The following is a 10682-nucleotide window of genomic DNA, read 5'->3' as shown; positions in this document are numbered from 1 at the left end:
GCGCTCCCCGGCTCGGCCGGGGAGCGCCCCTCCGTCGTGCGTGCGGTCGGGACGGTCAGGCCGTGAGGTAGATCCTCCTGCGGTGCAGGACGACCGCCAGCGTGACCCAGAAGAGGAGCAGGCACGCCGTGACGACGAGCTGACCCGGCCACCCTCCGCCGAGGGCCGCGACCGCGCTGAAGAGCACGCCCTCCCCCGGCCCGCCCGGGTAGCGACGCAGCAGGGAGCTCAGCACGTGCGACCCGAAGTAGACGAGCAGGCTGTTGCGTCCGAGCGCCACGAGCCAGTAGAGGAACGCCGTGTCGAGCACCGGTCGGGACTCGATCTTCCGCGTCACGACGACCGCGATCCCCATGGCGATCGCGACACCCCCGGCGATCGCCAGGGCGAACGGCGGCGTCCACAGCCGCTTCATGGTGGGCAGGTCGGTCCCGAGCAGCTCCGCGAAGCGGGGCAGCAGCCAGGCGGCCGCGAGGAACCCGGCCCCGAGGACCGTCAGCGGCCCGACGTACCGGCGGAGCGGGACCTCCGGGCCCCGCCGGTGGATCGCGAGGACCAGGTGCCCGACGGTCGCCCCGGCGGCGACGGAGACCATCGCCCCGTAGATCGCGACGAGTCCCTCCGGGTCGTGGCCCAGCAGCCCGCCGGCGTACATGTGGCTGCCGAAGATCGCACCGTCGATCGCCCCCGAGGGGTTGCACTCCCGGGTGAGCACCGCGTCGGGGCACCGGGTGCTCCACCACATGAGCAGCGCCGAGTAGGTGAGCGCGTAGAACGCCGTCCAGCCCAGCCACCCGCGCCAGGTCCGGGTGAGCTGGTGGCCCAGCGCGGTGAGCAGGACGACCGCGGCGTACAGCTGGAGGACGCCCGTGACGCGCAGGTCTCCGAGGGACTGGGTGCCGTCGACGACCCAGTTGTAGACCAGCCCGAGCCCGAACAGGACCAGGACCCGTCGGGCGAAGCGCACCCAGTCGGTGCGACGGCTGAGCGCGAAGGCCAGCCCGCACCCCGAGAGCGTGACGAAGATCGGGAAGATGACGTCCTCGAGATGCACGCCGTCCCACGGTGAGTGGTGGACGGAGGGCGGCACGATCACCATGCTGTTGATCGCGACCGAGGCGACGAGCATGATGCCGCGGAGCCAGTCGAGCGCCGCGATCCGCGTGGTCGGCCGCGTGCGGGTCGTGGTCGGCGCCGTCACGGTGCCACCCGGTTCCAGGCGCCGTGATAGCTGAGGAACGCCTGGTGCCGCGACATGATGTGCGCGCGCCCGTTCCCCGCCTGGACGGGCACCTCGGTCTGCGGCCAGTGGTCGCCGGGGAACGCCAGCCACCCGTACCAGGACTGCATGAGCCCCCGCGGCACGCCTCCCTCGTCGGGGGTCTCGCACATGAGCGAGCAGTACGCGTCCTCGTCGAGCGCGTAGCGGTAGGTCACGGCCGTCGGTCGGGGCCAGGTCGCGACGAGGTTGCCCTCGACCGCGCCGTAGTCGGTCCGGGCGAGCGCCGAGGACACCGCCAGGTGGTCCGGGTGGGGGTAGTCGGCGAACGACGTCGTCCCCGTGCACAGCTCGCGCCGGCAGTCCGGGGTCGAGACGACGCCCGCGGGGTCGTTGAAGTACGACGCCCCGATCACGCGCGACAGCTCCAGGTCGGGCAGGAGCGTCCCTCGCTGGGCGAGCACCCAGGTGACCATGTAGTCGACCTCGTCGGCGGTGAGGCTCCCGTCGCCGCCGTCGAAGGCGACGAGCGCGGCGTCCGAGCCGACCGCGTAGAGGATCGGGCCGGGGCTCCCCGCGGCCTCGTCCGACCGCGGTGGCGTCCCTGCGGAGAGCTCCGGTGCCGAGACCTCCTCGAGAGCGGGAAGCGTGTCAGCGGCCGCTCCGAAGGCGTCCTGCCCCTGGCGGGCGGAGAGGTCCCGGTGGAAGCCGAGCCACGAGCCGAGCCGCGCGGCCCGGCACTCCGGGCTCTGCCGACCCGTCGGCACCGGGACGGGCCACGCACCGAGCGGCGTCGTCGACGGTCGGAGCAGCTCGGGCTCGCAGTAGCCGGTCGACTCCCCCTGCGTCCCGACGACCCACACGGTGTAGTCGCGCTCGTCCAGCGCGGCGATGCCCAGGAGGTCGTCGTCGGGGTGGGGTGCGACCACGACCTGGACCCGGCGCGGGGCTTCGAGAGCGGAGCAGCCGCTCAGCACCGCGGCGAGCACGACCGCGAGCGCGACGACCAGGCGCATGGGACGGCGAGCCACCACCGGACACAACCTCCCCCTGGACCACCCTCGGGCCCGGGCAAGGATACTCGACCTCGTCCCGGAGCCCCGGTCGCCCCCGGCGGGTGAGGTTCCGGGGAGGGAGGTGACCGGGCCGTGCCGTTCGCGCCATGATGGCCCTGTGCCCCCCGAGACCGCTCCGGCCCGCCCCGCTCCCGACACCGCGCACGTCGACGACGACGCGTACGTCGACCTCGAACGCGAGCTGCGGATCCTGCTGCGCCGCGCGGGCGCGGTCGCGACGGGCATGGCGCGCCGCATCCACCCCGACCTCGAGGCGAGCGCCTACCCGCTCCTCGCGCACATCGCCGACCACCCCGGGGTCCGGGGCTCGGAGCTCGCGGCGCAGTTCGGCGTGGGGCGCGCGACGATCTCGCGCCAGCTCAGCCGTCTGCACGACCTCGGCCTCGTCGCGCGCGAGGTCGACCCCGACGACTCGCGCGGGCAGCTCATCACCCTGACGCCCGACGGCGAGGCCCGGCTCCACGCCGCGCACAGCGGGCGGGTCACGTCGATCACCGAGGCGCTCGACGGCTGGGACCGGGGCGACGTCGCCACGCTCGCGACGCTCCTGCACCGGTACTCGGAGGACGTCGTGCGCTGGGCCGCCAACCGGTGACCCTGTCTCCCGCGGCCGCATGACCGTGCCCGACGGCGCCCGGCCGCCCCGCGAGGCCTCACCGGCTCGCGCAGGGTCCCGGGCCCGACGGCGGCCCGTCGTCGCGCTCGTCCTCGCGGCCGTCGTGGTGCTGGGCCTCGTCGTCGCGACGCGCGTCCCCGACCCGTGGGGCGACGTCGGCGGCGACGTCCTGTACGCCGTCGCGACCTACGTCCTCGTGGTCCTCGTGGCGGCCCGCGTGCGCCCGCTCGTGGCGGGCGCCGTCGCGCTGGGGTGGTGCTGGGCGGTCGAGGCGCTCCAGGCGACGGGCGTCGCCGCCGCCGTGAACGACGCGGTCCCGCCCGCGGCGTGGCTGCTGGGCAGCACGTTCGCGGTGCGGGACCTGGTCTGCTATCTGGTGGGCGTGGCGCTCGCGTGCGCGGTCGACGCGGGCGTCGGCGCCCGGTCGGCTACTCCGCGCCGGCCTCGAACGTCAGGCTGACCGAGTTCATGCAGAACCGGTCGCCCGTCGGGGTCTGGGGCGCGTCGTCGAACACGTGGCCCAGGTGCGAGCCGCAGCGCGCGCAGCGCACCTCGGTGCGCACCATGCCGTGGCTGCGGTCGGTGAGCAGCTCGACGCGGTCGCCCGCGAGCGGGCTGAAGAAGCTCGGCCACCCGCAGTGCGAGTCGAACTTCGTGTCGGAGCGGAACAGCTCGTTCCCGCACGCGCGACACGCGTACACGCCGACGCGCTTCTCGTCGAGCAGCTCGCCCGTCCACGCGCGCTCCGTCCCGGCCTGCCGCAGCACGGCGTACTCCTGCGGGGACAGCTCGGCGCGCCACTCGTCGTCGGTCTTCACGACCTCGTAGGGCTGGTTCTCGTGGGTCTGGCTGGTCATGGTCCACCTCCGACGGTCCCAACCACGCCGACCGCTCCCGTGTTCCCGCCCCGCCCCGCCCGCTGAGTGCACGAAAGAGCCGCGGCCGAACCGGTTCGACCGCGACTCTTTCCTGCCTCAGCGTCGGGGCGTCAGCGCGGGCTGGAGGTCGAGTAGACGGTGCTCGATCCGCCGGCCGGGCGCTGCGCGCGGCCGCGGCCGCCGCGACGACGGCCCGCGGACTGGCCCGCCCCGGCCGCGGCGCTGCCCGCGCCGGTCGACGCGCCGCGGCCACCCTCGGGGCGGCCGCCGGACGAGCGCGCGGGACGCGAGGCACCCCCGGCGCGCGACGCCGTCGTGCCCTGGCCCGCGGGCTGCGCGGCCGGGCGTGCGCCGCCCTGGGCGCCCCGGCCACGACGCGACGCGCGCGACCCGCCGTTGGTCGAGCCCGTGCCGCGCTTCGCCTGCGTCTGGGGCGGCGTGATGTCGGCCGGGCGCACGTACTCCGCGACCTCGCCGACGAGCCCCTGGATCGTCGCGTCGCCGGGCGCGACCTGCTGCGGCTGCGCGGTGATCTTGGCCTTGCGCGTGAGGTCGCGCACGTCGCCGCGCTGCTCCGGGAGCATGACGGTGACGACGACGCCCTCCGACCCGGCGCGGGCCGTGCGGCCCGAGCGGTGCAGGTACGCCTTGTGCTCCGCCGGCGGGTCGACGTGCACGACGAGCTCCACGTCGTCCACGTGGATGCCGCGCGCCGCGATGTCCGTCGCGACGAGCACCTTGACCGCGCCCGACGAGAACGCCTCGAGGTTGCGCTCGCGCGCGCCCTGGCCGAGGTTGCCGTGCAGGTCGACGGCGGGCACGCCCGCCGCCGTCAGCTGCTTCGCGAGCTTCTTCGCCTGGTGCTTGGTGCGCATGAACAGCACGCGGCGGCCCGTGCCCGAGGCGAGCTCGTGCACGATCTGCTTCTTCGCGTCCGCGTCGCGCACCGCGAGGATGTGGTGCGTCATCTGCGGGGGCGCGGCCGCGGCGTCGTCCACCGAGTGGCGCACGGGGTTGCTGAGGTACCGCTTGACCAGCTGGTCGACGCCGTTGTCCAGCGTCGCGGAGAACAGCATGCGCTGGCCCTGCTTCGGCGTCTTGTCCATGATGCGCTTCACGCCGGGCAGGAAGCCGAGGTCGGCCATGTGGTCGGCCTCGTCGAGCACGGTGATCTCGATGCCGTCGAGCGTGAGCAGGCGCTGGTTGAGGAGGTCCTCCAGGCGCCCCGGGCACGCGATGACGATGTCGGCGCCCTTGTCGAGCGCGGCGACCTGGCGCGACTGCGCGACGCCGCCGAAGATCGTCGTCGTCACGAGCCCGAGCGCCTTGGCGACCGGCTCCATCGTGGCGTTGATCTGGTTGGCGAGCTCGCGCGTCGGGCACAGCACGAGCGCGCGGGGCCGGCGCGGGTGGCGCGACGACTTCGCCCACGACAGGCGGGCGACGGTCGGCAGCGAGAACGCGAGCGTCTTGCCGGAGCCGGTGCGACCGCGGCCGAGGACGTCACGGCCCTTCAGCGAGTCGGGCAGCGTGGCGGTCTGGATGGGGAACGGGGAGTCGATGCCCTGGCGCGAGAGCTCGCGCACGACAGGGGTGGGCAGGCCGAAGTCGGCAAAGGAAGTCACAGGTGATGGGCCTCTCGGGGCTCAAGGTCGGGGTCCGCCGCACGCAATCCGGGGGGATCTCCACGACGCCGGGCGCGCGGGATCGCGCTGCCCTCGAACGTCCAGTGTCTCATGCCCGACGACGGGCGGCCGGGTGAGGTGCGTCTCGGCGCCCTCGGGCACAGGGCCCTGTGGTGGAATGTCGCGCGTGCACGCCCTGGCGAACGCCCTCACCGCCCTGCCCGGCCTCCAGCGAGACCTGGTCACGGGATCGCCCGACGACGCCTCCACCGCGGGCGGTGAGGTCGCCGCGTCCGTGGGGGACGTCGTCGGGCAGGTGTGGGACGCCGCCACGACGCCGGTCCCTCCCCCCGCGGCCGCCGTGGTCGTCGCGATGGGCGCCCTCGCGCTCGTCGTCGTGCTCGTCACGCCCGTGTGGCGCGTGGCCCGGCACGTCGTGACCATCGCGCACGAGGCGTCGCACGCGATCGCCGCCCTGCTGACCGGCCGTCGGCTCGCGGGCATCCGCCTGCACTCCGACACGTCGGGGCTCACCGTGTCGTCCGGGCGCCCGCGCGGGTTCGGCATGGTCCTCACCGCGTTCATGGGGTACGTCGGCCCCGGCCTCATCGGCCTGGGAGCGGCCGCGCTGCTGCGCCAGGGGTACGCCGTCGGGCTGCTGTGGCTGCTCGTCGTGCTGCTCGCCCTCATGCTGCTGCAGATCCGCAACTGGTTCGGGCTCTGGTCCGTGCTCGTCACCGGCGCCGCGCTCGTCGGCGTGTCGTGGTGGGCGACGCCGCCCGTGCAGAGCGCCGTCGCGTACGCGGTGACGTGGTTCCTGCTCCTGGGAGCGGTGCGGCCGGTGCTGGAGCTGCAGTCCGAGCGGTCGCGCGGCCGGGCGAGCACCTCCGACGCCGACATCCTCGCGCGCCTCACCCGCCTGCCCGGCCTGTTCTGGGTCGGGGTGTTCCTCGTCGTGACGCTCGGCGCCGCCGTGCTCGGCGGGTCGTGGATCGTCGGGCCCGCCGCCTGACCCTCGCACCCCGGTCGCACCCGGTCGAGCGGCCCTCGAAGACCGGTCGACACACGACGACGGGCCGCCCGCCGGAGCGAGCGGCCCGTCGTGGGACCGAGGACGCGCCTGGAGGAGGAGGACGCGTCGTCGAGATGGTCCGGCGCGAGCGCCGGGAACGTCCCGTCAGCCCTGCGGCGTCAGGACGAACGCCGGTCCCTGCGCGTTCGGGTCCGTGTCGAGGGTGAGGTTCGCAAGGGTCGGGGCCGTGGCGGACTCCACGAACACCTTCGCCTCGCCGTTCTCCACGACCGTGTCGTCGGGCTGCGGGGCGGGGACGAGCGCGAGCTCGAAGCTGCCCGCCTGGTCCGCGGACTCGGCGATCCGCAGACCGCCTCCCTCGGGGACGCCGGCCTGGGTCTGCAGGTCGTGGACAGCGGTACGGGCGTTGTCGGTCAGGGTAAGCACGAGAGCTCCTCTCGTCGCCGGGCGGAACCTGCGGGACACGTCCGTGCGGCCCACGCCTGGCCGGCGTGACCTGCCGTCGGTGCACCCTCCCGCGGGCTCCTCGGTCTTCCCCACCGAAACAAGAACTCGCGGTCGTCGCAAGCGAAACGCCCGGTTCTCACCACATTTCTCACGGAGCAAGACCGCAGGTGACATGTCACGGAGCGCCGCATAAGGTGCGCGCCCGCGGGGGTCGGTGTCCGAGATCGGCACATACGGCCGGGGTCGGCACATGCTGCCGGGTTCGGCAGTCGCGGCTGCCGATCTGGGTCGGGACTGCCGAACTCGGTCAGGACTGCCGACGGCGGGGCGCAGGTAGCCTGTGCGTGGACGCCACCGGCGTCCAGGGCCTCTAGCTCAATCGGCAGAGCTGCGGACTTTTAATCCGTAGGTTGTGGGTTCGAACCCCACGGGGCCCACTCTCTGACCTGCTAGAACACCCCATCCGTCGAACGTTCGTTCGACCCTGCTGGGCAAGTGCTGGGCACGGCCGCCCTGCGAGCGCCCTGCTCCCCCACCACATGACGCCTCGCGCGGCACCTGCCGCCGCGGGCCCTTTCGTCGACCCCGCCGGCGTCGACGCGCCGCGCGAGCCCCTCGCGCAGCCCACCATCTCGAGGCCGCCCGCGACCCCGTAGGCCCACAACAGAACGGCCCCGACCGGTGCGGTAACACCGAGCGGGGCCTGACCACCACTAGAGGACTGGACCCTCCGAGATGGCTCTCGCTCACGCTAGCAGCACCCTGCCCACGGCGCCGAAGGCGCCCGACCCGACAACGTCCGCCCGTCGCCACGTGAACGCCTGGCGCGACGCAGTGTGGCTCTCCGATCTCCGCGCGACGGACAAGCTCGTCGCGCTCGCCTACGCCGACCACGCGTCCACCGGGCCGCTGCGGGTGTGGGTCGCAGCCGAGCGCCTGCAGGCACGCACGAGCCTGGGCAGGACGGCCACGACGGCCGCCGTGCGGCGCCTGCGCGACGCGGGGTGGCTCACCCTCACCAGCGCGAACGTGCGCGGCTTCACGGCCCGCTACGCGCTCACCGTGCCCGGCGCCGTGGCCGAGCACGGCGACAAGGCCGACGACGTCGACGTCGTCGAGCACCAGGAGCACGAGCCGCGAGCGCCGCGACAGGTGTCGGCTCGCGACGGACTCGTGTCGCCTCGCGACGAAAGGGTGTCGCGAGGCGTGCCGGATCCCCTGTCCTATCCCCTTCCCCATCCCCCCACCAGATCGCTCGCCGTCGTCGAGGACGTCGCCGGCGAGCGGGACGCGCTGCTGGACGGGGTGGTGGAGGAGATCCGGTCACACCCCCTCGCCCGCGGCCTGGCGGCCACGGCGGTCCGCCGGCACGCCCAAGAGCTGCGCGCCGCCGGGTGGACGCCCGACGACGTCACCCGCGAACTCGCCGCCCAGGACTTCACCGGGGCCCGCAGCGCGGGCCTGCTCCGCTACCGCCTCACCGCGCTCGCGCAGACCGGCCCAACGCCCCCGCCCGCGCCCCGGGCAATCGACCGCCCCGTCACCACGACCCGCGATCTCTTCGCCGAGGACGACGCCGCCCACGCGGCCGCGCCCCCGTCGCCCGAGACGCTCGCCGCCGCCCGCGCCGCCGCCTGGCGCACCGCCCGCTGACCACCCCGCATGAGAGGACCACCGCCATGACCACCACCGCCACGCCCCGCCCGACGACGGCCGCCCGGATCAACCCCGACAACCGCCTCGTGCTCGCCGGTCTGCTCGTCGTGCTCGTCGCCGTCGCCGCGGCCTCGTTCACGCTCTCGTTCACCGGCCTGTCCGCCGCCGCGCCCTGGGCCGCGATCCCCGTCCGCCTCGCCTGGCTCGTGCCCGTCTCGCTCGAGGTCGCCATGCTCGGATACGTCATCGCCGCGTTCGTCCGCACCCACCGCGGCCAGAGCGCACGCCTGCCCTGGACGCTCGTCTGGGCCCTGACCACCGTGTCGTCCGCGATCAACGCCGCGCACGCCTGGGACGCCGGGCCCAAGGGCTGGCAGGGCATCGTCGGCGCCACCCTCGCCGCCGGGTTCCCGTTCATGACGCTCGCCGCCGCGCACGTCGTCGCCGGCGTCGCCCTCGGCCGCTCACGGAGGCGGAGACGCCCGCTGCGGTCGGCGCGCTCGCGCCGGTTGCGGTCGTCGTCGAGCGCGCACCTGCGCTGCGCGCCGTGGACACCGAGGCGACGGACACCGCGGCGGACGGCGGACACCTGGACGGTGTCCGGACGATCCGGACGGCCGCGCGCGGACGCGTGGCCGAGCGCCTCGACGAGATTGACCGCCTCGCCCTGACGACGGACCTGTCCGGGCGCGCGATCGCGGACGCGCTCGGCCTCGGCCGGACGAGCGTCTGCGCTCGGGTGTCCGCGGTCCGGGCCGGGCGGACGGACACCCGGACGCCGGACACGGACGCTGTGCTGCTCGCCGTGTAGGACACCTCCCACGCGGGCGGACCCGCGTCTGTCTGCCCGCGCGGGTCAGCGCCGCTCGACGGCGTCGGCCCACAGCCACGCCCAGCCCTCGCGCCCCTCGCGCGAGACGTATTCCCCGGCTAAACGGTCCTCGTCGGGTTCATGCGTCGGTGCCACGCCCGTGCCCTCAGGCATCAGGTCGGATGTACGGGGTCACCTTGACAAGGCCCGTTGGAAGATCAGAGACCGCTCGCGCAAGGTCTAGTGTCACGAGTTTCACCTCGAGGAGGACCTGCGGCTGCACCTGCTCTGTCACCGCTTCGCCGAAGGCGCTGAGCAGTTCGTCGGGGACGTGCGCGTACAGGCCGCGTGCCGTCCCCAACTCGGTTCGGCTCCACCGGCACCGGACGATCCGGAACTGGGTGACTGATATGCCCTCCGCGCGCAGCACGCGTTGGGCGGTGCGGGCGTCGAACACACACAAGCTGCCGACGAGGTCGCTCCGTGACGTGGTGTGCACTGCGGCGAGCAGGTCCGCGGCCGTGAGCGCGTCGAGCGCCTTTCGCAGGATGGCGTAGCGCGATGGCTCGATCGGTCTGCCGGCAGGGGCTCTTTGCTGGCGGGGCTTGCGCTCCTTGCGCGTGACCGTGACGCGCGAAACTGCGATGCCGGAGCCGTCCCAGATCCCGTGCACCTTCAGCAGCTCGTCAGGCCGCAGGGTGAGCTCGGGTGAATCGGGCCACGTGGCCCTTACCGTCCATGGCGAGTCGTAAGGGGCAGTCTGGGCATGTTCCGGGTCGAGGGCGAGGCCTGTCTCGCCCTCGACCACAATGGGGAGTCCGGCGGCCACCACTCGTGACCCCGGCTGCAGCCCTTCGATCACGGTGATGGCGCTCAGTAGTTCGTCCCCACCATGACCATCCAGTAGTAGTACCCGGTCGGGCAGCCCGGCACGTAGAACCGCTGGCACTTCCATGACTTGAAGTCCGGTGCCACCTTCTTCAGGTACGCCATACGGGACTGACAGTTCGCAGACGACGTGATGTGGAAACCGTCGTAGGGCGTCCAGGTGATGACCTGCGGCGTGACGATGACACCGCCGTCATCGGTGTCGACAGCGCTCCGCTCATCGATGCCCTGGAGCTCGCTGGCGACGTGAAGCTGGGAAACCTCGGCCTGGGCGTTCTCAGCAGCTGCGCACGCCGCTGCTGCGGCTGCCGGGCGAGCGCCGACGAGTAGGGCAACCAGGATTGTTGCCAGCACAGCAAGGGGGATCAACCCCTTGCGTGTACGCAAAGCGATCGATTCGTTCATTTCTACGCTCCTCTCTCCTCGGGAGCGC

The 10682-nt window shown here is 73.6% G+C and carries 13 protein-coding genes and 1 tRNA gene; 6 read left to right on the top strand and 8 right to left on the bottom strand.

Features of this window, described 5'->3' with window-relative positions; translation table 11 throughout:
* Window positions 1-55: 55 nt before the first annotated feature.
* Both AC3WT4_RS18120 and AC3WT4_RS18115 read right to left on the bottom strand, forming a co-directional pair.
* Window positions 56-1201, bottom strand: a complete 1146-nt coding sequence (locus AC3WT4_RS18120; protein WP_257418031.1) for a heparan-alpha-glucosaminide N-acetyltransferase domain-containing protein — start codon at window positions 1199-1201, stop codon at window positions 56-58.
* Entirely contained in the window at window positions 1198-2253 is a 1056-nt protein-coding gene (locus tag AC3WT4_RS18115) for a hypothetical protein (RefSeq protein WP_492316133.1), read from the bottom strand. Before AC3WT4_RS18115 ends, AC3WT4_RS18120 begins: the two co-directional genes overlap by 4 nt.
* A 139-nt stretch (window positions 2254-2392) precedes the next feature.
* Between AC3WT4_RS18115 and AC3WT4_RS18110 the strand changes: the two genes are divergently transcribed.
* Both AC3WT4_RS18110 and AC3WT4_RS18105 read left to right on the top strand, forming a co-directional pair.
* Window positions 2393-2890 carry a MarR family winged helix-turn-helix transcriptional regulator gene (locus AC3WT4_RS18110; RefSeq protein WP_286186143.1) on the top strand — a complete coding sequence of 166 codons (498 nt, stop codon included), beginning with the start codon at window positions 2393-2395 and terminating at the stop codon, window positions 2888-2890.
* Between the two features lie 19 nt (window positions 2891-2909).
* On the top strand, window positions 2910-3371 hold the full coding sequence (locus tag AC3WT4_RS18105; RefSeq protein WP_492316132.1) for a ribosomal maturation YjgA family protein: 462 nt from the start codon (window positions 2910-2912) through the stop codon (window positions 3369-3371).
* Here AC3WT4_RS18105 and msrB read toward each other — a convergent pair.
* Both msrB and AC3WT4_RS18095 read right to left on the bottom strand, forming a co-directional pair.
* Window positions 3340-3768, bottom strand: coding sequence for a peptide-methionine (R)-S-oxide reductase MsrB (msrB, locus tag AC3WT4_RS18100; protein WP_034652513.1), 429 nt, complete (start codon window positions 3766-3768; stop codon window positions 3340-3342). The two genes, AC3WT4_RS18105 and msrB, sit on opposite strands and share 32 nt — an antisense overlap.
* Window positions 3769-3899: 131 nt before the next feature.
* Complete coding sequence (locus AC3WT4_RS18095; RefSeq protein ID WP_492316131.1) at window positions 3900-5414, bottom strand: DEAD/DEAH box helicase; 1515 nt, start codon at window positions 5412-5414, stop codon at window positions 3900-3902.
* A 295-nt stretch (window positions 5415-5709) separates the two neighbouring features.
* On the opposite strand from AC3WT4_RS18095, the gene AC3WT4_RS18090 reads away from it, so the two are divergent.
* Complete coding sequence (locus AC3WT4_RS18090; protein WP_492316134.1) at window positions 5710-6426, top strand: M50 family metallopeptidase; 717 nt, start codon at window positions 5710-5712, stop codon at window positions 6424-6426.
* A gap of 165 nt (window positions 6427-6591) precedes the next feature.
* Here the strand turns inward: AC3WT4_RS18090 and AC3WT4_RS18085 are convergent, their stop codons facing one another.
* Window positions 6592-6873, bottom strand: a complete 282-nt coding sequence (locus AC3WT4_RS18085) for a HesB/IscA family protein (protein ID WP_021479822.1) — start codon at window positions 6871-6873, stop codon at window positions 6592-6594.
* Between the two features lie 385 nt (window positions 6874-7258).
* On the opposite strand from AC3WT4_RS18085, the gene AC3WT4_RS18080 reads away from it, so the two are divergent.
* The 3 genes from AC3WT4_RS18080 (at window position 7259) to AC3WT4_RS18070 (ending at window position 9221) form a co-directional block, all read left to right on the top strand.
* Window positions 7259-7331: transfer RNA gene (locus tag AC3WT4_RS18080), tRNA-Lys, on the top strand.
* Between the two features lie 376 nt (window positions 7332-7707).
* On the top strand, window positions 7708-8547 hold the full coding sequence (locus tag AC3WT4_RS18075; RefSeq protein ID WP_492316130.1) for a hypothetical protein: 840 nt from the start codon (window positions 7708-7710) through the stop codon (window positions 8545-8547).
* 26 nt (window positions 8548-8573) lie between these two features.
* The gene (locus AC3WT4_RS18070) at window positions 8574-9221 is read left to right on the top strand and encodes a DUF2637 domain-containing protein (RefSeq protein WP_492316129.1); all 648 of its coding nucleotides are present in this window, start codon (window positions 8574-8576) and stop codon (window positions 9219-9221) included.
* 185 nt (window positions 9222-9406) lie between these two features.
* Here AC3WT4_RS18070 and AC3WT4_RS18065 read toward each other — a convergent pair whose 3' ends face one another.
* The 3 genes from AC3WT4_RS18065 to AC3WT4_RS18055 are packed head-to-tail and all read right to left on the bottom strand — an operon-like array spanning window position 9407 to window position 10654.
* The gene (locus AC3WT4_RS18065) at window positions 9407-9535 is read right to left on the bottom strand and encodes a hypothetical protein (protein WP_257418193.1); all 129 of its coding nucleotides are present in this window, start codon (window positions 9533-9535) and stop codon (window positions 9407-9409) included.
* Window positions 9528-10223, bottom strand: a complete 696-nt coding sequence (locus AC3WT4_RS18060) for a hypothetical protein (protein ID WP_363374959.1) — start codon at window positions 10221-10223, stop codon at window positions 9528-9530. The genes AC3WT4_RS18065 and AC3WT4_RS18060 overlap by 8 nt, the downstream gene beginning before the upstream one ends.
* Window positions 10224-10234: 11 nt before the next feature.
* The gene (locus tag AC3WT4_RS18055) at window positions 10235-10654 is read right to left on the bottom strand and encodes a hypothetical protein (protein WP_108050013.1); all 420 of its coding nucleotides are present in this window, start codon (window positions 10652-10654) and stop codon (window positions 10235-10237) included.
* Window positions 10655-10682 lie beyond the last annotated feature (28 nt).

This window comes from Cellulosimicrobium sp. EB106-03-01-XG111 (assembly GCF_058792115.1).
Note: the sequence above shows the minus strand (reverse complement) of the source record. Positions and strands in the feature narration are given on the sequence as shown.

Excerpts from the sequence above, each read along its gene's own strand:
- AC3WT4_RS18105 (WP_492316132.1), top strand. The coding sequence starts at position 2,910 with ATGACCGTGCCCGACGGCGCCCGGCCGCCCCGCGAGGCCTCACCGGCT.
- msrB (WP_034652513.1), bottom strand. The coding sequence starts at position 3,768 with ATGACCAGCCAGACCCACGAGAACCAGCCCTACGAGGTCGTGAAGACC.
- AC3WT4_RS18070 (WP_492316129.1), top strand. The coding sequence starts at position 8,574 with ATGACCACCACCGCCACGCCCCGCCCGACGACGGCCGCCCGGATCAAC.
- AC3WT4_RS18065 (WP_257418193.1), bottom strand. The coding sequence starts at position 9,535 with ATGCCTGAGGGCACGGGCGTGGCACCGACGCATGAACCCGACGAGGAC.
- AC3WT4_RS18055 (WP_108050013.1), bottom strand. The coding sequence starts at position 10,654 with ATGAACGAATCGATCGCTTTGCGTACACGCAAGGGGTTGATCCCCCTT.